Annotated in this window: 19 protein-coding genes and 7 pseudogenes; 13 read left to right on the top strand and 13 right to left on the bottom strand. The window is 57.0% G+C overall.

The genetic code is table 11. The features are described 5' to 3' along the window. Window positions 1–309: 309 nt before the first annotated feature. Window positions 310–1,200 (bottom strand): LysR substrate-binding domain-containing protein, encoded by an 891-nt coding sequence (locus tag GGD50_RS30805; RefSeq protein WP_183940975.1) that lies wholly within the window; start codon window positions 1,198–1,200, stop codon window positions 310–312. A 102-nt stretch (window positions 1,201–1,302) separates the two neighbouring features. Here GGD50_RS30805 and GGD50_RS30800 point away from each other — a divergent pair, with 102 nt between their 5' ends. From GGD50_RS30800 to GGD50_RS30790, 3 genes are all read left to right on the top strand, one after another. Next, a complete protein-coding gene (locus GGD50_RS30800) occupies window positions 1,303–2,025 on the top strand; it encodes an SDR family oxidoreductase (protein WP_183940973.1) in 723 nt (240 codons plus the stop codon). Window positions 2,026–2,162: 137 nt separating this feature from the next. Further along, window positions 2,163–2,438, top strand: coding sequence for an Atu4866 domain-containing protein (locus tag GGD50_RS30795; protein ID WP_183940971.1), 276 nt, complete (start codon window positions 2,163–2,165; stop codon window positions 2,436–2,438). 368 nt (window positions 2,439–2,806) lie between these two features. Continuing rightward, complete coding sequence (locus GGD50_RS30790) at window positions 2,807–3,082, top strand: CopG family transcriptional regulator (RefSeq protein WP_331371228.1); 276 nt, start codon at window positions 2,807–2,809, stop codon at window positions 3,080–3,082. Window positions 3,083–3,728: 646 nt separating this feature from the next. Here GGD50_RS30790 and GGD50_RS30785 read toward each other — a convergent pair. Next, the gene (locus GGD50_RS30785; RefSeq protein ID WP_183940969.1) at window positions 3,729–3,920 is read right to left on the bottom strand and encodes a hypothetical protein; all 192 of its coding nucleotides are present in this window, start codon (window positions 3,918–3,920) and stop codon (window positions 3,729–3,731) included. A 593-nt stretch (window positions 3,921–4,513) separates the two neighbouring features. On the opposite strand from GGD50_RS30785, the gene GGD50_RS30780 reads away from it, so the two are divergent. From GGD50_RS30780 to GGD50_RS30760, 5 genes and pseudogenes are all read left to right on the top strand, one after another. Further along, window positions 4,514–5,593: a sensor histidine kinase gene (locus GGD50_RS30780; RefSeq protein ID WP_210319020.1), complete on the top strand. Its 1,080-nt coding sequence runs from the start codon at window positions 4,514–4,516 to the stop codon at window positions 5,591–5,593. 535 nt (window positions 5,594–6,128) lie between these two features. Further along, window positions 6,129–6,299: a hypothetical protein gene (locus tag GGD50_RS30775; protein ID WP_183940967.1), complete on the top strand. Its 171-nt coding sequence runs from the start codon at window positions 6,129–6,131 to the stop codon at window positions 6,297–6,299. A gap of 391 nt (window positions 6,300–6,690) precedes the next feature. Beyond that, a pseudogene (locus GGD50_RS33610) lies at window positions 6,691–7,017 on the top strand (CHASE3 domain-containing protein); the annotation flags it as partial. 159 nt (window positions 7,018–7,176) lie between these two features. Beyond that, window positions 7,177–8,551 (top strand): annotated as a pseudogene (locus GGD50_RS33305) (methyl-accepting chemotaxis protein); the annotation flags it as partial. Beyond that, window positions 8,551–9,027, top strand: a pseudogene (locus tag GGD50_RS30760) (chemotaxis protein CheW). The pseudogenes GGD50_RS33305 and GGD50_RS30760, both read left to right, overlap by 1 nt. 548 nt (window positions 9,028–9,575) lie before the next feature. Here GGD50_RS30760 and GGD50_RS30755 read toward each other — a convergent pair. Beyond that, window positions 9,576–10,070 (bottom strand): annotated as a pseudogene (locus tag GGD50_RS30755) (GNAT family N-acetyltransferase). A gap of 1,031 nt (window positions 10,071–11,101) precedes the next feature. After that, window positions 11,102–12,046 (bottom strand): aldo/keto reductase, encoded by a 945-nt coding sequence (locus tag GGD50_RS30750; RefSeq protein WP_183940965.1) that lies wholly within the window; start codon window positions 12,044–12,046, stop codon window positions 11,102–11,104. Window positions 12,047–12,179: 133 nt separating this feature from the next. Between GGD50_RS30750 and GGD50_RS30745 the strand changes: the two genes are divergently transcribed. From GGD50_RS30745 to GGD50_RS30735, 3 genes are all read left to right on the top strand, one after another. Continuing rightward, entirely contained in the window at window positions 12,180–13,061 is an 882-nt protein-coding gene (locus GGD50_RS30745) for an AraC family transcriptional regulator (RefSeq protein ID WP_183940963.1), read from the top strand. A gap of 423 nt (window positions 13,062–13,484) precedes the next feature. Then, the gene (locus GGD50_RS33085; RefSeq protein ID WP_246451640.1) at window positions 13,485–13,646 is read left to right on the top strand and encodes an FCD domain-containing protein; all 162 of its coding nucleotides are present in this window, start codon (window positions 13,485–13,487) and stop codon (window positions 13,644–13,646) included. A gap of 211 nt (window positions 13,647–13,857) precedes the next feature. Further along, a complete protein-coding gene (locus GGD50_RS30735; RefSeq protein ID WP_183940961.1) occupies window positions 13,858–14,055 on the top strand; it encodes a hypothetical protein in 198 nt (65 codons plus the stop codon). Window positions 14,056–14,330: 275 nt separating this feature from the next. Here the strand turns inward: GGD50_RS30735 and GGD50_RS30730 are convergent, their stop codons facing one another. Together GGD50_RS30730 and GGD50_RS33080 are read right to left on the bottom strand one after the other, a co-directional pair. Continuing rightward, a complete protein-coding gene (locus GGD50_RS30730; RefSeq protein WP_183940959.1) occupies window positions 14,331–14,717 on the bottom strand; it encodes a hypothetical protein in 387 nt (128 codons plus the stop codon). Window positions 14,718–15,142: 425 nt separating this feature from the next. Beyond that, window positions 15,143–16,072: pseudogene (locus GGD50_RS33080) on the bottom strand (LysR family transcriptional regulator). 136 nt (window positions 16,073–16,208) lie between these two features. Here GGD50_RS33080 and GGD50_RS30720 point away from each other — a divergent pair. Further along, entirely contained in the window at window positions 16,209–16,658 is a 450-nt protein-coding gene (locus GGD50_RS30720; RefSeq protein WP_183940957.1) for a cupin domain-containing protein, read from the top strand. A gap of 488 nt (window positions 16,659–17,146) precedes the next feature. Here the strand turns inward: GGD50_RS30720 and GGD50_RS30715 are convergent, their stop codons facing one another. Then, the gene (locus GGD50_RS30715; protein ID WP_183940955.1) at window positions 17,147–17,704 is read right to left on the bottom strand and encodes a LysE family translocator; all 558 of its coding nucleotides are present in this window, start codon (window positions 17,702–17,704) and stop codon (window positions 17,147–17,149) included. 122 nt (window positions 17,705–17,826) lie between these two features. Next, window positions 17,827–17,991 carry a hypothetical protein gene (locus GGD50_RS30710; protein ID WP_183940953.1) on the bottom strand — a complete coding sequence of 55 codons (165 nt, stop codon included), beginning with the start codon at window positions 17,989–17,991 and terminating at the stop codon, window positions 17,827–17,829. Between the two features lie 66 nt (window positions 17,992–18,057). On the opposite strand from GGD50_RS30710, the pseudogene GGD50_RS33075 reads away from it, so the two are divergent. After that, window positions 18,058–18,276, top strand: a pseudogene (locus GGD50_RS33075) (hypothetical protein); the annotation flags it as partial. On the opposite strand, the pseudogene GGD50_RS33070 reads toward GGD50_RS33075, so the two are convergent. The 5 genes and pseudogenes from GGD50_RS33070 to GGD50_RS30685 all read right to left on the bottom strand — a co-directional run. Next, a pseudogene (locus tag GGD50_RS33070) lies at window positions 18,268–18,512 on the bottom strand (alpha-ketoglutarate-dependent dioxygenase AlkB); the annotation flags it as partial. The pseudogenes GGD50_RS33075 and GGD50_RS33070 sit on opposite strands and share 9 nt — an antisense overlap. Before the next feature lie 201 nt (window positions 18,513–18,713). Next, window positions 18,714–18,983, bottom strand: a complete 270-nt coding sequence (locus tag GGD50_RS30700) for a hypothetical protein (protein WP_183940949.1) — start codon at window positions 18,981–18,983, stop codon at window positions 18,714–18,716. Between the two features lie 520 nt (window positions 18,984–19,503). After that, complete coding sequence (gene rbsK, locus GGD50_RS30695) at window positions 19,504–20,433, bottom strand: ribokinase (protein ID WP_183940947.1); 930 nt, start codon at window positions 20,431–20,433, stop codon at window positions 19,504–19,506. After that, window positions 20,430–20,891 carry an RbsD/FucU family protein gene (locus tag GGD50_RS30690; protein ID WP_183940945.1) on the bottom strand — a complete coding sequence of 154 codons (462 nt, stop codon included), beginning with the start codon at window positions 20,889–20,891 and terminating at the stop codon, window positions 20,430–20,432. The genes rbsK and GGD50_RS30690 overlap by 4 nt, the downstream gene beginning before the upstream one ends. A gap of 45 nt (window positions 20,892–20,936) precedes the next feature. Further along, entirely contained in the window at window positions 20,937–21,962 is a 1,026-nt protein-coding gene (locus GGD50_RS30685; RefSeq protein WP_183940943.1) for a LacI family DNA-binding transcriptional regulator, read from the bottom strand. Window positions 21,963–21,977: the final 15 nt, after the last annotated feature.

Raw genomic sequence — 21,977 nt, 5'->3', positions numbered from 1 at the left:
GTGGGTTCCATAACCTGCTCCTCCTGAGCGAGTGCTTTGATGCAGCCTCACTCTGCCAGAGCGTCGGCCGCTGTTCACTCCTCATGGGATCTAAAGCCGAAGGGGGTGTTCCCCACCCGCCCCGATCTGATCTTGCAACCGGGATCCGCTCAGATCGGGGCTGGTCAGCTTGCCGTGTGGACGCCCAAACGGACATTTCTACTTTGCACCACAGCGGACATTCCAACTTCTCCGCCACATAGCTGTAGGGGGGTGGGTTCAAGGTTAAAGTGCGATTTGGGAATGATACCAATTGGTTATCAATTGCACTCAGCGAATGCCGCGCAAATGCTCCACCAGAGCTCTGAGTTTCGGCGCCATGTTGCGGCGGCTTGGATAATAAATATAAAAGCCAGGGAAGCGCGGGCAGAACTCGTCCAGAACCGGTACGAGTTCGCCACGTGCTATCGCCGGACGGAAACTGTCTTCCATGCCAAAGCTGATGCCGGCACCCGCAACCGAGAGCTTGATCATCAACGCCATGTCGGTCGTGGTGATCGTGTCCGGCACCGCCACCGAAAACTCTTGTCCGTCCTCTGAGAACTCCCACCGATACGGCGCAACATTTGCCGAGCGGCGCCACCCGATGCAGCGGCGGTTTGCAAGTTCATTTGGGTGCCGAGGTATTCCATGGCGTTCTAGATAGGCGGGCGATGCCACGGCCAGTTGGCGTTGTTCACCCGAAACCGGCACAGCGATCATGTCTTGTGCAATCACCTCCCCCAGCCTCACCCCGGCATCGTATCCCTGAGCAACGATATCGAATTCCTCGTCGGTAACGGTGATATGCATCTTCACGTCCGGGTACCGATCCAGAAAGGATGTGAGCAGGGGACCAGACAGAAAGCTTTCGGCAATAGACGACACCGCAAGTGTGAGCCGACCGCGCGGCGCTCCGCCCAGGCTTGCTGCTGCCTCAAGCGCGGCTTGCATTTCAAGCAACATCGGCGCGGCCTCAGCATAAAGCCTCTCGCCCGCTTCCGTCAGCGCCACGCTGCGGGTCGTGCGGTTTACGAGCGCTATACCGAGCGTCTCTTCCAGCTTACGGATCGTCTGACTGACGGCGGAACGCGTCACGCCTATGCGATCTGCGGCAGCGCGAAAGCTGCGTTCCTTTGCGACAAGGGCGAAAACCGCGAGCGCATTGAAATCCGGCAACATTGGTTAGCCTTTCTTTCCTCTGCGTGAACGAAAAGGTGACTTATCGCAACAATGTCGCATGGCTACGTTCCGTGCAATCGTAAAACAGCGAAAGGAAACGTTATGGACAAGGTCGTCCTCATCACCGGTGCATCCAGCGGCATCGGCGTCGGCATAGCCCACGAACTCGCGAAGGCAGGCGCAACCGTCGTGCTCGGCGCCCGTCGCACCGACCGTTTGGAAAACGTCGCGGAAGAAATCCGGCGGTTCGGTGGCAAGGTCAGGACCCACAGGGTCGATGTGACCGACCGTGCGGATGTCGCAGCCTTTGCAGACGCAGCACGCAGGCAACATGGTCGCATCGACGTCCTCGTCAACAACGCGGGCGTGATGCCGCTGTCGCTCATGTCGTCTGTGAAGGTGGACGAATGGGACAGGATGGTTGACGTCAACATCAAGGGCGTGCTCTACGGTATAGCTGCCGTGCTTCAGGACATGAACGAGCGCGGTTCCGGCCATATCGTCAACATTGCTTCGATCGGCGCCCTATCGGTCTCGCCGACCGCAGCTATCTACTGCGCGACCAAATTCGCTGTCCGTGCAATTTCCGATGGGCTCCGCCAGGAGAACGACAGGCTGCGCGTCACCTGCATCCATCCGGGTGTCGTAGAAAGCGAACTTGCCGACGCCATAACCGATCCGGTCGCGGCCGAAGCGATGAAATCCTACCGCACGATCTCGCTCACCCCTGACGCCATCGGCCGCGCCGTCCGCTTTGCCATCGAACAGCCTGAGGATGTCGATGTGAACGAAATCGTCGTCCGCCCGACACGGACAACGTTTTGATACGCAGCGCAGAACACGGTGAGACAAACCAGGGGAGGCTCAGCATGAACAATCGTCTCCCTATCACCGTGCTTACAATTATTGCCACTGCCACGTTTCTGCGCGCACTGGCCTAAATCGCGAAAGCAGAGGACGAAATGCCCGCCCAATCGACCATCCATTCTCAAACGCAGAACCATCCTTATGTCGGCCTATGGGTTACAGGGGACGGCCACATCCGTCACGAACTCCTACCAACAGGGCGCTATGATGAAGCCCGCGGCAATCGCCAAAGCGCTTATCAGGGCCGGTACGCCATCACTGGCAACCACATCGATTACTGGGACGACACCGGCTTCACCGCCGACGGCACGTTCGTCGATCATGATACGCTGCACCATGCCAGCATGATCCTATACAGGCAGAAACCCTAGCTTGGGCACGCACACGGTTATCACCTCCACCCGCCGCTTGCGATGAGAACTTTGCCTGGACCACACAAGACACCGACCTCTGGAATGAGCCATTGCCTTCATGCGCGCGATTATCTGAGGTGCCTCGATCGCTGCCGTTAGCTACAATCTTGATGGGACTCAAATGTCCGACTCTGCAGTATCCAGGGCGAGCGCCTTGAACGGAGTCGAATCGCCGACCTGTAAATATTTAGTTTCTTCACGCAGTCGCAGGCAAGGGATGACCAACGGCCCCAAATACCTTCCTAAAGCAAGGCCCAGTGGAACAATCTTCATAGCGCATATGTTCCTCCATCGTTTGGGGCATGCACGGCGGAAGGAGAGTTCCGATGACGACGCGCGATCACGCCGCCCTACTTGAAGATGCCGCCAAGCACATCGCCGATATCTCGCGCGCAGAACTCCAGATTATGTTGAGGCGAACTGCGCCGATGCTCCGAAATTCCGCCCTGGTCGTTTTGGACGGCGATGTGGAAGATGCGATAGCCGGCATCGGTGACGAAGTCGGCAAAACGAGAAACGAAATGATCCGATACGTCGTCCAAGAGTGGCTGGAGACGCACGGATATCTGCCGGCACTCGGTTCGACGACGACAGCGAGGTAGATAGACAGGCGTAGAGCGGGACGCCTGCGCAGATTGCCTGATGCGAGTGCATTTCCAGGTCGTGCTGTCGATCGAGTGTGGCAGTCCCCAGGAACTCGCCGGGATTCTTGGCGCACCAATTCATTCTTTGCCCGGACCTAACGGTTCGCGCTATAGTCGTACACCTGTAGAAGCCTCGGAACGGAGGCTCGAGCTCCTAAAAAATCCTATTGTCCCATGCTCTGTTTGACGGAGAACGATAACGTGCGTCATCCCGCTCAACGAAGGCATTTTCCAGCCTGGAGAAGTTGCCGCGTTGCGCGACATTTATCGCTATGTCTCTCGCCAACCTTGGTTCGCTGCCGATCGGGAAATGAAAAAGCAATTTGCCGCCTTCATCATCAGGATGTATCGCCACGGAGAAGTCGACATCGATAACCTGCGCAAGCTCTCCATAATGGCCGCGTCAAGGCATCTCGTAAATCGACGGAGTAGCTTCAACATTAATAGGGTGAAGTGAACAGGTCTTTTGCCAAGGAGCCGGCGTACAGATTTCGCCACATAGAAAATGATTGGGGGGCCGACTTTGCCATGGTTGCTCCTCGTGGATATGGTCCAATCGCAGCCTGATGCAGGTCATCCCGCATCAGAGCGCCGAGATTGATGTTTAAGCGTGTTTGAGACAGGTGGGTGGCACGACGGCTTCACCCTTGCGGCAGGCGATGGCATACTCGATCGCGCTGAGTAGATCAGGGCCATAGATGGGCTTGGGAAGCACACCGATTGCATGCGGATGCGCGACGACCATCTCCGGATTGGCAGTCGTGAATATGACGGTGACACCGTGCATTTGGTTCAAATAGGCAGCCGATGCGGGGCCGGTAGGTCCATCGCTGAGATTAACATCGATAAGGGCGATATCAACGTACGCGCCAAGCCGCTGCGGCGTTGTTGACGGGCCCAGCGACGTCGTAACCCCATGAGCGCAAGGTGTACTCGGTATCAACTGCAATAAGAAACTCATCTTCAACGACAAGGATTCGCATGGTTCTCTCAAAAAGGGACTGTTGAGTTTGTCAGAATTGCTACTCGTACTAAGGTCCGATCGCCGGCAGTTATATCGGCACCTATCTGCACTCCAAAGCCCAAGGAAAGTTGCGGATACTGGAGCACTCGAACACTTCGCCAATAGAAAAGTTCCGCAGCGTCATTCGCTTGAATACCAGACGCTCCGTGCGCAACACCAGCTATGGAGGTTCGTAAAATTGGCGGCGCTCGATCACCTCTATGCGCCTTAGACTGGACTCCCAATATTCAACGCGTACGATAAGCTATTGCACCCATCGATCTTTCAGGCCAGCAGCTGGCCGCTGCAATGTATTGCGGAGAGGCTGCCATTGAGGCTCATTAGAGTTGCGTATCCTCTAACGAACAAAAAAGCAGGAGGAAGAATTGTCACAAGAGCCCAAAAACGTGGATCCCGCGTGCACTGCCTCAGAGCCTCGTGTCAATGAGGCCCAGACCGGACGTCCGGCGATCGGTCTATTGTCGGCTGAGGCTTGGCTCGCAGCAATTGTCGAAAATTCCGAAGATGCCATCATCAGCAAATCCGTGGATGGCATTATCACAAGCTGGAACAACAGCGCCGAACGAGTTTTCGGATTCGCCGCGTCGGAAGCAGTCGGTCAGCCCATCACCATCATTGTTCCGCCCGAACTTTTGCATGAAGAAGCGACCATCATTGCCCACATCCAAGCCGGTGAGCGGATTGAACATCTTGAGACAGTGAGGCGCCGCAAGGATGGGACCCTGGTCGACATTTCGCTCACCGTTTCTCCTGTCCGAGACAAGGATGGCACCATTCTCGGCGCGTCCAAGATCGTGCGCGACATCTCGGAGCGAAATCAGTTGGTTGAGCGGCAGGACCTTTTGCTGCGGGAAATGAACCATCGCATAAAGAATCTCTTTGCTGTCATGAATGCCCTCGTTTCCTTGAGCGAAAGGACTGCAACAAGCGTCAAAAGCTTGGCCAGCGATCTGCGCGCCCGCATTAGCGCTTTGGCCGCAGCCCATAGTCTTACTCTGCCGGGCGCGGACAGCGTTTCGGAGTCGAGTGGTCCGGTACGCCTTTTTGCTCTTGTCGAAGCTATTTCCGCCGCTCATCAGGACAAGGGGAATGAACGCATTGCCGTGAAAGGAGATGACATTTCCGTGGATGTTTCCTTGCTTACTCCGCTCGCGTTGCTTCTTCACGAGTTCGTCACCAATTCGATAAAGTACGGAGCGCTTTCGACAGCCGAAGGCTATATCGAAGTTGACGTGCGGGAGGAAGATGGTCTCTCGTTGGAATGGAAGGAGACGGGCGGACCTCCCGTTAAGGTCCCCGCCGGGCCGAACGGTTTCGGGTCACGACTTGAGCGTGCGGCCATCGATGCCATCAAGGGTTCAATCGCTCGCCACTGGAAAACGCATGGGCTGAGTATAAAACTGAGGATTCCGCAGCAATCGGATGCGGAAAAACAACGCAGCTAGAGACGCGTCATTGCAGATTGACTCTACTGGAAAGCTGATCACTGCTCATTTTCGGCCCGGTAGACAGCCCAAATTCCGCCGTCGTTCAATCGCCACAAAGCTCAAGCGTAACGGCTGCTCCATCAATCAGATCTGCTTTGTTTACCCCTACAAAAAAGTAATTCTCATAAGGCCTTGGATCGGGCCAAGCTTTATACGCCCTAGCCTTGATAACCGGTCTACCTGGAACATGAATCTCGGCTCGAAGCTCTTTTCCAATTGGAAGGTTTGATCTCCCTTCCAGGATCGCAGTGGCACCGAGGCTATCATCGATCGAAAAAACACCCAGAACACTTCGCATGCTGTCCTCGAGACTTGCATCTGCCTTGTTTCCGAAGACAGGTTAGCTCGAAACTTCTTCAACAACTTTGCTACTTAAGGGCGCATTTTAATCAACTTCTTGCCAGGCAAGGTTCGACGCGCCCAGGATGTGGAGAATGGAACTTTTGCGCGCCGCAGTATTTTTGGAGTCTTTCAACCGCGAAAGGATGAGGCAATGTCAGATGCTAAAATCGGCGAACCGAGTCCGGTCTGCGGTGTGCTCGGCAAGACGGTGCAGGTTGCCCTCGAGGGGATCAGTCGAGGCCACTCAAGAGTTCCGGATCGGGTGCATTGGTCAGCGCTCGGCTCGGGCTCGGCGCAGCCCTGGCCAAACGCGCTAGAGTAGGCATTCCTTTCCACCTTCCCGACCGACAAGACGTCGATCTCGCTATTCAGATGATCGATAAAATCTTCGGTGCTGTGGTAATGCGGCCGGCCAGGACCTTACTGTTGAAGATCTACAAAGATTCCACCTGTGCTCATCTCCGCAGCCGGCTGGTCCATGTACGAACTACCTGGAGGCGCTGTGCGCGCAAGCACTTCGTGAAACCAATTCCACCACGAAGCTATCGGCGACTGTGATCGAAAGTTCTCATCTGGGGGGTTCATAAAGCCTGAGCCCCGCTGCCGCGCAGGTTCTTCCTTATGATGAACTCTGCGGACCTAAACTCTACTGGGTGTATTGACCGCTGGAATAATTCCTTCCGCAAATTTTAGATCCGCCGCTTCGAGCTCGCATGATGCTCTCCCTCAAAACTATCCTGCTGAGCATGGCCAATCAGGAGACCGGCGTTCGCGGTTATCTCGTCTCAGGCAAGGACGATTTCCTTGCGCCGTATCACAATGGCATCAAGGATTACGAAAGCAGCTTTGCGCAAGTGAAGGAACTTACGGCCGATAACCCGGCGCAACAGACGCGGCTTGCGGCTTTGAACGACCGTGCACTGGGTTGGCGCAATGATGTTGCCGAAAAAGTTATCGCGCTCACGCGGGATTCCAAGACGGTCGAGGAAGCGCGAGCGATGGAAGCACGAGGCGCCGGCAAAACCTATATGGACGGCTTGCGTGGGCTGATCAACGAAATTCAGGATGCGGAGCGTTCTCTCATTATTGAACGCAGCGCCGCCGGAAAGGCCGCAGTCTCTTCTTCCGATTGGATTAGCATTGGTGGTCTCGTGGGCATGTCCGCTTTCGCGCTGATCGCCGGATTTGCTCTCTATCGCGGGATCGCAGCGCCAATCGCTAATACGACGCACACGATGCGCGCCCTCGCCGACGGCAATCTCGATGTCGCGGTTCCATTCACGGATCTCAGAAATGAACTCGGTGAAATGGCGCGTGCGGTTGAGGTATTCAAGCAAAATGGCATCAAAGTGCGCGAGATGAATGCGCGGGAATCGGCACTGCAGGCCAAGAGCGCCGATTCTGCAATCAAGCATGGGGCAAGTTGTTTCTGCGGCGGTTGCCGGCGATTTTACCCGCCGCATTTCCAAGGATTACGACAATGCCGACCTCAACCGTTTCGCCGCTCAGGTGAACGAACTGGTAAGCTCCGTCGATCGCGGCGTTGCTGAAACCCGCCGGGTTATCTCGGCGCTGCCGGAAGGGGATCTGACGGAGAGCATGAAGGGCGAATTCCAGGGCGCCTTCGGCGAATTGCAGCAAAACGTCAATGCAACGATGGCCAATCTGAGGACGGTGCTCGGCGAAGTTCGTGCCGCGATCGACACGATCAACAGCGGCGCCGGCGAGATGAGAACAGCGTCCGGGGATCTGTCCAAGCGGACCGAGCAGCAGGCAGCATCGCTGGAGGAAACCTCCTCGGCATTGGAAGAGATCACGGTAGCGGTGAAGAGTTCGACGGAGCGGGCAACGGAAGCCAGCCACATGGTCGATGAAGCACGGCGCAGCACCGAACAATCGAGCCCCGTCGTCAAGGAAGCGGTTTCGGCGATGGGTCGCATCGAACAGGCCTCCGGCGAAATCGGCCAGATCATCAATGTCATCGACGAAATCGCCTTCCAGACAAACCTCTTGGCGCTCAACGCTGGTGTCGAAGCGGCCCGAGCCGACGAGGCAGGCAAGGGATTTGCGGTCGTCGCTCAAGAAGTCAGTGAGCTGGCGCAGCGCTCCGCCACTGCCGCCAAGGATATCAAGACGCTGATCTCGCGTTCGGGCGGCGAGGTCGAAGCCGGCGTCAAGCTGGTGACGGCGACCGGTGAGGCGCTGACGCTGATCCAGGGCCATGTCGTGAAGATCAATGAACACGTGCATTCGATCGCTACCGCCGCCAAGGAACAGTCTACGGGACTTTCAGAGGTAAGCACGGCCGTCAACCAGATGGATCAGACGACGCAGCAGAACGCGGCCATGGTGGAGGAATCGACGGCGTCGACCAACCGGCTGGCCGATGAAGCAGCGAACCTTGCCCGGTTGATCGCCCGCTTCCAGCTCGAAGCTGGCCAATCGGTGCCGCGCGCTGTCACCTCCAGCAACCGTCCGATCGCCTCGCCGGCGCGCGCACTTGGCCGCAAGCTCTCAAGCGCCTTCGCCGGAAACACGGCACTGGCCGCCAAAAGCGACTGGGAGGAGTTTTGATGACCGGCACAGAAACAGTGATGACTGATCAGGAGACCATGGAAATTATCGCCTTTCACCCTGGCGATCAGCAATTCTGCATCAGGACCACTTCAATCCGGGAAATCCGGGGATGGGCAGCGGCAACGCCGCTGCCCCATGCGCCACCCGAGGTCATCGGTGTGATGAACCTTCGCGGCATGGTCATCCCGATTATCGATTTGGCCGCCAAGCTCGGCATGCGCAGCCATACCGACGCGAGCCGCAGCGCCATCGTCGTTGCGGAAGTCGGAAAGAGTACCGTAGGCTTAGTGGTCGATCAGGTTTCCGATATTTTGTCGATTTCCAGCGGCGACATTCAATAATTGCCCCTTCTTGCGCGGTCCTTCGATGCCAGTTACGCCTACGGCATCATCCCGCTTGAGCAGGGAATGGTCTGCTTCCTCAATCTCAATCAGATGTTCGAGGACATTGAAGGGCCGGTTGCGGCGGCCTAGCTCAACGTGCACCACACGCTGGATGTCTCCTCGGTTCGTCGCGAGACGAGCGACGAACCTATGTCCGGGACGGGTCGAGGTTGTACATAAGTGGGCGGCGGGCGTACATCGCAGGGCAAGGGCAGCGTCGCTCTGATCGAAGCCGCTTGAGAAAGCCGCTATTCGTGTGCACCGGCCACTCGGCCGCATTCAGCCGGCCTTGGCCAAACCTGGTGCTTCGATCACATATCCTCCAATTTGCCCTTGTTTAGCTAAGAAGTTCAATAAATTAATTCGAAATATTCGTTGAAGCTAAAATATCGAGTGATATCATCCAATCGTAGGCATTCCTTTCCGCCTACGTGGCTGCTCCTGCAGCCGGACTGGGTCGCCCATCCCCCCAAAGGCGGCCCAATTTTCATGAAGATGAATCGTCAATAATAGTTGTCAGGATACGGCAAACCATAGGCATAGCAGTCGGCAAGCCTTGCTTCCGACGTGAAGAAGCGCAGCGGCTTTCCTGACGCTTCACACCAAGATCGGCCCCAATGTGAGAGCGAGCTGACGGGTCAGGAATTCAGCGCGCCGTTGAGATCATGCAGTCCAGCTATTAGCATCATCAGGCCGGACGGCGAAGGCAGGAAACCGACCGCCTCATAGAACGCTCGCACATTTTCAGAGAGCGCATGCACCAGTACGCCGCGGATACCGAGAACTTCAGCGGCATTGAGCAGGCGTAGGCCCGCGTCGCGCACCAGTGCCCTGCCGATACCGCGCCCGTGATAGGCCTGATCGATGGCGAGCCGGCCGAGGACGGCAACCGGAATCCGGTCGGGCATGTTGCGGCGGAAACGGCCCATTGCTTCCGGCAGCTTCGCTGCGGAAGGCAAGCGCATAGTAGGCGGTGACACGCTCGCCCTCGCACACGACGAAGGTGCGGGATGCGCCGCCTGCCTGATTAGCGCGGGCGCGACGACGCAGCCAGTCATCCAGTTCAGGAACGCTGGAATTGAATTCAGCCAGTTCGTGATGGTCGCAAGTGGTGCCGGTGCGTTGAGGGTCACGCCTCATCCCACCGCGCTTTGGCCATAAACCTCCTCGGAGGGTCATGGCCTTCGCTCAACTATGTTCATCGGGCGCTTCAAAGTTGTATGGGAACATCTCAAGGGCAAGGACGTTGGGTTTTTGCTATGAGAGCAAGAAAGAAACCCGATCGGGAAAGCTGATCCCTTCCGCTTGAAAGTTTGCCGGAAGCCATCAGCGATCCGATCAAGGATACGAAAATGGAATCTCCAATCACGGTTCGCTACATCCTGCGCCCTGAACGACACAAGCTTTGGTCGGTCTGGGACACTAGCAGCGGCAAGCCCGCTGAGTTCAAGAGGATCGTCCTTACGGGCCTAGAGCGGCGCGCGGCCGGCTCCATGCTCAATGCGCTTATCAGCGAAGGCTCGCCCCGAGATCTATTCAACAAAGCCCGGTAATAGGATTTTAAGTCTCACTCCGTCTGTAAGACTTGGAGGCCTCGCGTTTGTCTGGTCCTCTTATGGACACCTTTGTTCCCTGTTAGTTTGTTTCATCTTAGCACGTCTTGACGCGACCGGCGGATGTGCTGCCTCTTGTCGGTGACGCAAGTAATCGGGTCCGTTTCGATCGATATTCCCTCAAACTCGACCCCGTACAGAGGCCCACCCGTACCTCGGCGCACACGCCGCCGGATCGGCAGCCGGCCGATGGCAAGCTGCATCGAACGGGATCGCGGCGGAGAGTTCGACCTTGCCTTTGAGCCCGCCGGAGTGGTTTTGCCGCATGTGTAGACCTTCTAAGCTGGCCCTGGGCTTTGACAAGAAGGAGGTTTTCTGGCGGCAGCAAACAATTTCTTTGCCACGACGTGATAGGAACAGCGAGAGGTCGCCAAAATTGCCAACCTCGTAGCGAAGGACAATCGGAGATCTTAATTGGGCTCCAGCTCGTCTGTCTTACTTCCGCTGTTTCCACAATGGATGACGTAGAGGTGCTTCCAGCTATGCCGCATTTGCGCTCGCTTCGAGGATATTGGCGAGCTCACCCCATCACAAATCGACTAACATGAATATTATTCACCCCAGACTAGTCCGCCAATTCCCCCCTTAGGAGCGATCTCATCAATCCGTTTGAGGTCCGCATCGGTGAGTACGAGTTCAGCAGCAGAAATGTTCTCCGCCACACGTTGAGAGTTACGAGAGCCTGGTATCGGGACGATGTAGTCCTTTCGTGCCAATAGCCAAGCCAACGCAAGCTGAGAGAGGTTGACACCTTTGGCCATGGCGAGCGAGTGAAGCTCCTCTGCGATCTCCACGTTCTTGGCGAAATTCCCCGGTGCCCACCATCCGAGATTCTGCCGAAAATCATCGGCGCTGTACTGGTCGCGAGACTTGACACCCCCGGTAAGGAAGCCACGCGCCAGCGGCGAATAGGCAACCAGGCCGATGCCCAGTTCTTCAAGGACAGGCAGGAGCGACTCCACCTCCCGGGCGAAGATAGAATACTGATATTGCTGAACTGAGATCGGGGCGACGGCACTGGCGCGACTGATGGTGTCCTCGTCCGAGTTGGAGAGACCGAGATATTTCACCTTGCCGGCCTGGACAAACTCCTGCATCACGCCCACTACGTCTTCGATCGGGACGTTGGGGTCGGGGATGTGCTGGTAGAGCAGATCGATTGTCTCGACGTTCAGATTCTTTAGGCTGGAGTGCACGATCCGGCGGATGGTCTCCGGCCGGGAGTCGGGGGCGTAGCTTTCAGTCAGACCGAACTTCGTTGCGATCGTCACCTGATCGCGAATTGGCCGCAGGGCAACACCAAGCAGCTTCTCACCTTCACCCCAGCCGTACATGCGGGCGGTGTCGAAGTGGGTGACGCCGAGTTCATGGGCGCGGCGGATCGCATTGATCGATTCCTGGTCGTCGCTAGGGCCGTAACCGATGGCGGTACCCATGGCACCGTAACCGATGGCGCCGACCGTAAGGCCGTGCCGCCCAAGCTTGCGTTGCTGCATTGTAATATCCCTCCGTATGCGATACCCCAATGTGACTGTCGCGTGTCAGCGAGACGATGCTCGATTCTGCTCATTGCTTGCCTAATCCTGCCGATCGCTTGACGTTTCCAGGCGCACGGGAGCAAATGGTCTCATGACCGATCTTGCTCAACTCCAAGCCCTTGTTCTGCGCCATATCGGCGAGTCGCAACCCATTTTGCCGCGGGTCAGAATCAGCACCTTCGACCGACCCTCCGAGCCCGGATGGCTAGTCTACGATCCCGTAGTCTGCTTCGTGCTGCAAGGCTCCAAGCAGGTCTTCATCGGCGACCAGGTGCTAGATTATGGTGCTGGCGATTGCATGGTGGTTGCAGCCGAACTTGCTGCCATGGGGCAGATCAGCGAGGCTTCACCGGAGCGGCCCTATATTGCGCTCAACCTTTCCATCGATCCGGACGTCATTTCGGCGCTGCTCCAGGAGATGGGCGGCATGCCGGCACCACCACTGGATAAAGGGTTCGGATATAGCCCCGCTGGGCCGGCATTGATCGAGGCGTGGCGGCGCTTCGCGGAACTGCTCGACCATCCAGCTGAAATCCCGGTCATGGCGCATCACAGGGAGCATGAACTGATGTTCCGCCTCCTCATGGGGCCACAGGGCCCGCTCCTCCGGCAGATTGCCGGCACCAGCAGTCACCTGTCGCATGTCCGCAGATCCATGGCTTGGATTCGGAAGCGCTACACGGAGCATCTGAGCATTGAAGCTATGGCCATGGTGGCCGGCATGAGCGTGTCGGTGTTCCATCGCCGCTTCAAGGCGATCAGCGGATTGAGTCCGCTTCAGTACCAGAAGCAAATTCGACTGCATGAAGCACGTCGGCGCCTCATCGCCGATCGCTCGGAAGCCGCGAGCGTGGCGTACGCGGTTGGCTACGAGAGCGTTTCGCAGTTCAGTCGCGAATACAAGAGGCTGTTCGGCGCACCACCACGCAAGGACGCCGGGAAATTGCAGAATGCTGTCAATCTCGGACCTTAGGTATAGCGCGACGATCAGGTTAAGACGCGGTATTGCCTCATTTGTGAATGTTCCTGATCTTTTGGATCATTGCCTCACAAGATTGCTCCTTTCTGCTGCAAGCATTCGAGTCGCCGAGAGTTGACCTGTTTGAGAATTCGCGCCGAAGATCATGGCATGGGCTTTATTTCGACGCCATTCCTTCACGCCCCCTTGCAGCCGACTGGACGTCGGCCGCACGCCTGTGCGAGAGGCGTTCCTGCCTTCAGCGTGATGGCTTTGTGGATGTCAACGCGCGTCGCGGCACATTCGTCAGCAGGATCGACATCAGCGACCTGACGGCCATCTATGAAGCCCGGGCAAGGATCGAATCCTGGGCGACCCGATTAGCGGCAGAACGCATGCGAGCCGGAACGTCTGGAAGCCGGCAAGCTGATCGAAGCATTGAAAGCCCTGTCCCTGCCCTCGGACCTCGACGCCCTGCTCGCGCTCGACCGGCGCATTCACCGCTTCATCTATCGAAGCGCCAAGAACCGCTATCTCTTCGACACGCTCGACGATTACCACAATCTCTCACTGCGGACCCTTCACGTCGCAATGAGGTAATTTCCGGAACTCTCGCCAGAACACGACAAGCATGGCTGCCTAGAAGGGCATCGCCGGGGCAGACGGCCGAGCATGAGGATCTGCACCTGCACGACGTTTGCCGCAGAAGCCCGTGTCGCCCATCGGAAAACCCTTATCGTCTTACTCCACACTTGCGGCAGGTGGTGAAGGCATCCTGCGGCCGCATCGGATCCACCACTGGGATCCAGCCGTGATCGCACGCCTCATCGTGCCGCGGCTCGACGGCGGAGTCGATTTTGCATTTGACGCTGCCATTGAGCGGATATGGGAGCGTTTTGATGAGCAACAACCTGGGCGGGTCGCACATGAAATAGGCGTAACGGCGCTGAACTCGGATACTACTCGTGGTGGTCCTTCGGTATATTTCTGCGATGCCGAAATTGAATGATGTGCGCCATATCGAACTCGGGATCGACGCCCAGAATACTCGACAAAGGCGACGGGGAGCTTGGCAGAGGGTGTTGATAGCAGTCACGCTAATAAGCATCGAAAACTCCTTCGAACGTGCCGCCGATCATGGGAGCTCGGACAGACAAAGAGGGTTCGAGTTGGATCGGAACAGGAAATTACGGCCCAGGGCGACTTGGTAGCGCGTTCAGCTATAATCTGAAACAAGAGGGGCTCAGCGAGAAGACCCGCCGATCGCCAAGGCGCTTTGTGGGCTCAGACCACTGCGGTATTCGGGGGGTGCTGAATGTCTCGCGGGTCGGATGGAGAAGGCATCGGCTGTCGCGACGCGAAAAAGGGGTGCCCGTTCCTGGGTTGTGGCGCGAGATACAGCGAGCCGACAAAGCCATAAACAGCACAGGCGACGTGGCAGCATTTGTGGCGCTTGGTTGGCAGGTGCTTCTGCTTGCTTCCGATGTCGTGGTCGATGCCGGCGCAATCACCAACCCTGTCGGGCAAGGTGATCGAAATCACCATCCCGTACAGTTCATCATGCCCCGTACCCGACGGCACATCTGGGATGTTCACGGCGACGGCCAAAGTCGCCAGAAAGCCGACGACCACGAGGAGCATCTGGACGAAATTGATCCGCAGCTTCTTCATACGCACATTTTAGTAACGTTCGACTTTCCACTCCATTCGGCAAATAGGATCGATCCTGCGGGCTGAATGGAGTAGGCGCTACCCAAGATTCCTCGCCGTTAAGTCGGGCCATGTGCCGCCTGTCCTCTGGCGAGAGGATTCCAACTACGCGGGTTTTGAATGATTAAATTGAATCCGGTCGGGGTTTTGAACGTGTGATCTGTGCACTCAGTTGGTGACGGTGCCGTAAGCCACGGTGGTCTATCTAGGCTTTGGCGGAGTGAGTATGGCAAGTCGGCTGGTGGCCCTCAGTTCCACCAGTGAATCAAGTTCTGCCTCCGACCTTTCGCAGCTTCTTCAGTTTGTAATTTGACGCGTCTTCCGGTTCCGAACTGTCGGATTTACGCGGTGCCCACCACGGCGCTGATTGGCAGCGGAAAGCACCCTCAACGCGTTTCGTTTGGTAGAGGTTGCTCCCCGACATTAAGCGGCAGCAATGTCTCTGCGATCAGGTTACGGATCCAGCGATGAGCCGGGTTCCCGGTAGAGCGCTTGTGCCACACACCGACAATAAGCGCCGGCGGAAGCGGCATAGGCGGTGTATAAAGGGAGAGCCCGAAAAGATCGGCCAACCGCTCTGCCAGTTGGCGCGGGACGAGTGCAATATGATCGCTCTCGCTCACAGCCCGGCAGACGCCGAAGAAAACGGGAACCGTCATCACTACCTTCCGGGAGCGTCCGATCTTGGCCAATGCCGCATCACCCATGGCCTTCGTTTTTCCTTCGGGCGAGAAGAGGATATGTCCGAGATCGCAGAACAGATCGATGGGCAAGGTTTCGCCGAGCTTTATTCCGGCCGCTTATATTGAGGCGTTTCCTCTGCGGGCGATAGTTGTGAAGGACGATCGGAATAGTGGACGTCGGTCGATCCAGTCTGGGAATTCTGCATCAGGAATGAGAGCCATGTCGGCTTCATACCGTTCAAGAGAGTCGATGTAGCTGTTTGGGACGAGGTCGACCAATTGTACCCGAATACCCGGTGCACGTTCGTGAATTTCTCGCGCCAGCCGTGGCATCAGCATCTCGGCAAAAAAATCGCTGCCTGCGAGCTTAAGAGTGATGCTGGCGCTCCTGGGATCAAAGGAGGTGGTACTCAACATCGCCTCCATTCTGTCGAGCGTCTCGCGAAGAGGCATGGCCAAACTTCTCGCATAATCCGTGGGACGCAGACCTTGGCCGTGACGAACGAACAACTGATCATCGAGCGCATAACGCAGTCTGGAAAGTGCGCCGGAAACGGCCGACTGCGATATTCCAAGCTTTTGGCCGGCCTTCACGGTCGACCCTTCCCGCAACAACGCGTCAAGTACCCGCATCAGATTGAGATCAAAGGTCGCAAAATTCATTTCACCGATAGCTTCTATATAATCAAACGATTTTTCCAATAATGGTCCAGATGCTAAGAACTGCAAGACGAAAGCGCTTTCGTTTCATTCGACAACGGAGGAAACGATGATTGACCTACTTGAATACCCCGATACGATTGAATGGCTCGGGGTTCATTACCGAACCATTCTTGCGACCGCAGCAACCGGCGGGGCGATGTCCATCGTTGACAGCTTCTCGCCGGTCGGCAGTGGGCCGCCGCGACACATTCATGAAAGAGAGGAGGAAACCTTCATCCTTCTTTCCGGCTCTTGCGAATTTTGGATCGAGGGTGAGACATTTACCAAGAAGCCGGGCGAGACCGTCTTCGTGCCGCGCGGAACGGAGCATACCTTCAGGGTTGTTGGCAACCGATCTTCACGGCATCTCGTGATCCTGACGCCGGGCGGCTTCGAGGGCTTTTTCGCCGATATGGCTGCAGGCCAGTTCCAAATCCCGCAGGACATGGACCAAATCGCGAAATCTGCCGGCAGGTACAGCCTCCGCTTCACAGGACCGCCGCTTGGCGCAGCCTAGGGCGCTGCGGCCAGGGAGCTCAATCGCCCTGGCCTTTTACCAGGTGAGCTACCGGTTGGCCAAGATCGCAAGGATTTTGAATCAGAAAAGCGTGACGTTGATCCTTTCGTAATCAAGCATGAAACGCCGCTTCGATATTGCTGCAAATTTTGCCGGAACCAGCCGAGGCCGCAATCTTGCTGCAAATCATGCGAAGTCAACGTGACCATCGCTGGGGTGGAAAAGGGAATGCGAGCTCTTGAAGAGACTCGAACCACGGTAACTCTTACAGTTCCATGATTTAATCCGAAGAGCGGACGAAGCTCGGTTTTGTGCTTTTCGATGGTCAGCGATCACAGGCGCAGAAGGTGCTGCGTGCATAGCTGGCATAACATATTATCCGATGTCATATCATGGGCGCCACTAAGGCCGGTCGTCGATGGAGAGGCTGCCGTCTCGCGAGCTCGGGCAGTTTGACCCCAGTAGCCCCACCTTCTGGCCCGCGACGTTCAGATGGATAACGCACTCGCAACCGCTGCCAACGAAAATCCACCCAGCACCAGCGATGCCAGTTTGTACGTGTGACGACGCACACTGAACGGTAGGCTCGCCCCGAATGCGACCCATCCCAAACCGGCGACTGTCGAAAGAAGCGCATAGGTCAATACCCAAATCGCAAAATGAACCGCCTCTACAGGAATGAGAACGGTACCGACCAGGATCGCCTTCGGATTGACCAGTGTTGTCAGGAAGATTCGAATAAACGCCTCCCGCGCCGGCCGCGCGTCCGTGTGGAACGACATCCCCCAGAGCTTGAAAGCCGAGTAAAGCAGCCAGCCTGCTGCCGTCAGCTTTATCGTGGCAAAAGCCACAGCGCTCCCTCGAAGCGAATCCGCGACTGTCGCAAACACTGACACCGCGACGATATACCCCATCGCCTCTGCGAGGGGCATGATGGCCGCTCGTCGCAACCCGAGCGAGGCACCGCACGCAGCGAGGACCGTATTGGTCGGGCCCGGCGAGAGCAGAATGATGATGGACGTCAGAACAAACGATAGAGTGATCATAGGAGCGACTAACAGGATGAAACCCAAACTGTGTACAAGCTTTGCTCGCTATCACACTTGATACATATCAAGCACCGTTTCGCTGCGGACGCATAGTTCGTCCTTTCAATTTCTAACTCGTTTCAAGCAAAGACGCGCCCGACCTGGCCAAGCAGCTCGAAATAGACAGCAAGATGTTGCTCGGGCAGAACCTGAAGGATCGTCGTACAGGATCCCGTCGCTACGACGTCGTTTGGCTTGAGCCGCTTGCCGTTTGCCGCGAGCTGGGCGACCGAGCGGGTTGCCATGACCGACGCCGAGCAACAGGAAGGCCGTGAGGTCGCAGCGGTCGCCACGACGGCGGCTTTTTTGACACATGGGTCGGATGGGCCGCAACGGTGCTTCATCACGCCTTCTGCGTAGCGCAGGCCTGCATCGGATTCGTAGCGAGCTACGGCTGGTTCGGTATCGCGCCATATCATGTCGTGGGGTCAAGCATCATCCTTGCGATGGTCGCACTGCACCTTTCCGCAGCGGCCTGGCACACGCTGATCGCCCGTGACGATGCGGTCGCCCAGATGGCGCGGGACCGAGAGCACGTAGGCCGAGCCGAGCGCTGCAACCGTCGAGCCGCGGTCCCATTTGCTGCAGATCCGCCGTCGCAGCCTGAACGTACAAGCCGACAGCAACGAAATGCCCACGACCCTGCCGAACGCTTTCTCGTCCTTGTGCCAGCGGTCAGCGCCCGGTGCATATTCGGTGACCAGAGCTTGCTGTAGCCGTTCCGATGCGAGCCTGCAAATGCCACAGCGATGCTCCGCACCGGCAAAAAAATAACATGGAAAAGTCTTGCTCCGTCGAGCAAGACTCTTTGCTTCTGCTTAACGGGATCATGCTGGTGTCAGTATAGGCGCCCACTTCGTGGTCGATGTCATTGACCACAAGTGGGATAACCAGGTCTTCACGGGCGACGGCGATCTGGGGCGCATGAGCCGCCGTCATCATCATCGAAGCTGTTCTTTTATCGGCCTCACCGAATCAACGCATGTGACTCCTGATTTAACTGGATGAGATAGATTTTGAGTTCCTTCTCTAAATTGACGCAGATTTCCTCGTATTCTCGTAAATCGTCAGTGATCAATGCCACCGGTAACCGATCCCGATGCATCACCGCGGAGGCATCGTTCTTGTATAAATCCCGGAACCAAGGAGCATTGGCGGGATGCGAGCGAAGGCCCGGGCGTCTTGTCGCAAGCAAAGCCCAGGCATATCTGAAAGGATTGATATGTGCGTTCTTCATGCTCGTGATCGTAGATCAGCACAGCCCAATATTGCAGTTGGCCAATTGGCGTCATTCGTAAGCCGATGGAACTACCCACTCTCTTTAGTGTTCACCCGAACGATGAGCGATGCCAGCTCGCCATTATGGTTTCCGAAGGAGCTCTGAGAGGACTGGCGCCAGATTGCGACATCACCAGTTTAAATAAGCCAAAACCGCATGCATTGGGACTGCTGCCTACGGGATTCTCGTCGCTTGGACCGCCTTCTTTTTCGGAGGTGGAGAATGGCTTGTGTAAGATATAGTGCGGTGCAGTAAGGAAAATGCTGATCAGTCATAGAGGTCAGCACTGAGGATGCAGTGACCTATTGCGTCGTCGTTCTTGCCGGACTGGGTAAACGCGTGTTGCGAAGGATTTGGCGGAGTTGCTCATTTGGAACATGACAAACACGACACTCGACATTAGGTACGAGAGCCAAATCGTCCTATGCGTCTGCTGAGGACTTCAAGTTGGCGTTCGCCGCACCCGCGGTTAGGTCATTCATGAGGAGCGCAGCAAAGCCTCGATTTCGACTCGTGATGGCATCGCGGGGGCGGTGCCCGGTCGCGTTACAGCGATGGCCGCAGTCGCGCAGCCGTATCGAACGGCCTCGACTGGTGCCCGTCCTTCTGATGTCGCCGTCGCGAAGCCGCCCAGAAAGGCGTCCCCGGCCCCAGTTGTGTCGATCGCAATGCCCGCCGAAAATGCAGGTACGAATTCACTGTGCCCCGCCGTGTGATAGAGTGCGCCTCGTGCGCCGAGCGTGATAATAGCCGCCCGCGCTCCACGCTTCAACAGGATGTCGGCCGCCGCACGCGCCTGTTCATCGGTTTCGATCGCGTGGCCTACAAGTTCGGCGGCTTCCACTTCGTTCGGTACGATGAAATCGCATAAGCCATAAATACTGTCCGGAATGGCGTGGGCGGGTGCTGGGTTGAAAATCGTCGTCGCCCCTGCTTTTTTTGCTATCGACAGCGCGTGCATGGCCGCCTCGAGTGGCTGCTCGAGCTGCGTCATGAAAATCGCGGCGCGTTCGATCTCTGACCGGTTGGCATCGACATCTTCGATACCGATAAGACCTGCCGCACCTGGCACGACGATGATGGCATTGTCGCCGCTCACTTCATCGACGAAGATGAAGGCGGCGCCTGTGGAGGCGCCTTCCATCTTCATTACATTGGCCTTAACACCTGCTGCTGCGTAGGCCGCAATGGCCATTTCGCCGAACGGGTCGTTTCCGACCCGCGAAATGAACGTCACTTTGCCACCAGCCCTGGCTGCGGCAATCGCCTGATTGGAGCCCTTGCCTCCTGGCCCGAGTGTGAAACCCGATCCCATCAGCGTCTCGGCAATGTAGGGCAGACGCTTGGCCTTATACGCAGTGTCCGCGGCAAAAATACCCAGAATGACGATTCCGCTTTTTTCGCTCATCTGACGACCTCCTCCACTGAAATGACGCCTTTAGTCAGAAGGAAGCATCCGTAGAACCGCAGCTCGCCCGTAGCAATGACGCAATAGGCTTTCTTAGCGATGTCGTAAAATGCCATCCGTTCGATAGGATACATTGGCGAAGGTTTACCTTCCGCGCGGTCGACAATAGCCTGGACCTCCTGTTGAATAGGCGGAATTTCCGCCGGCTTGCCTATCACTTCCATGCGCCCTACCGATGGCTGGATCGGTGTATCCAGCGGAAAGACTGAAAGGATCGCATCGACCGCTTGCGACGCGGGAATGTTTTCCATGGTTAGCAGTTTACCCAGCCGGGTGTGGCTGGCTATCGATTCCGATGGAAAATTCATGTCTGAAATGACGAGATAGTCGCCGTGTCCCATGTTGCAAAGCGCTTGAAGAATGTCGCCGTTAAGTTCGACCCGAATTCCCTTAAGCATTGATCTTTCATCCTTTTCAGGTAGCCGAAGAACCGGCGCTGCGCTTCAATTTATGTCACCCGCAATAACCTTTAGTTGCGGGCACGGGCCGCTTGAACCGCGTACCACCAGCGATCCATCAACCATTTCGTCTTCCGTGCCCGGCGGCTCCTCCAGGAGAAGACTGACCGCGCGCCGTGCAAGCGTGTCGGCCGGCTGGCGTATGGTTGTCAGCCGCGGCACGACAAGATTGGCGAGCGAGATATCGTCGAAACCCGTAACAGAGAGCTTTCGCGGCACGTCGATCTTCAGGTCTCGGGCAGCGCGTAGCGCGCCGATAGCCTGCTGATCGCTGGCAGCCGCAATCGCCGTGGGGCGGTCCTGGGGCGGGCGCGAAAGCAACTCGCGGGCTATTCTCTCACCGGAATCGTAATCGAATTTGCCATGGGCGATTTCCAGTTCGACGGACTCGCCAACCTTACCAAAGCCGGCGATTCTGGTGACGAAGCCCTCCTTGCGCATGCGTCCGGCCTCAGTGTCGGTTGGCCCGGCGATATAGGCGATGCGGCGGTGACCGAGCCTATAGAGATGGTCCGCGATCAGCGCAGCCGCTTGCGCATGGTTGGTCGACACCAAAGGAAAGGTGCCAAACCGCCGGTCCAGCGATATGACCGGGACCGGTGCTTCAAAGTGGAGGCCCGGGCTGTCGCTTGAAGCCACCACGATGATGCCGCGCACCGATCGGTCGAGAAACGCCGTTACGTGGCTCTGTTCCGCCTCGCGATCGTCATGCGAGCTTGCCAGCATAAGGCTATGCCCGCATTCGAGCGATGCACGCTCTACGCTTGCCGCAAGCTGCGCGAAGAAGGGATTGGTGATGTCGGGAACAATGAGACCGATGACATCAGTTCTGCTGGTACGCAGAGCTCTCGCCGTGACATTCGGCCGGTACCCTAGCGCATTAACGGCGTCGTTGACCTTTTCGCGCAGGATGGATTTGACCGCGGTTTCGCCAGACAGCACGCGCGAAACGGTGCCCACGGAGACGCCCGCATAGACGGCGACATCCTTGACGGTGGGCATCTTTGACATTTCCGACGGTCCCGG

Origin of the sequence: Martinezella paranaensis (genome assembly GCF_014200235.1) — a bacterium.
Taxonomy (GTDB): Bacteria; Pseudomonadota; Alphaproteobacteria; order Rhizobiales; family Rhizobiaceae; genus Rhizobium; species Rhizobium paranaense.
The sequence above is the reverse complement of the archived record's forward strand: the minus strand, read 5'-3'. Positions and strand labels throughout refer to the sequence as shown.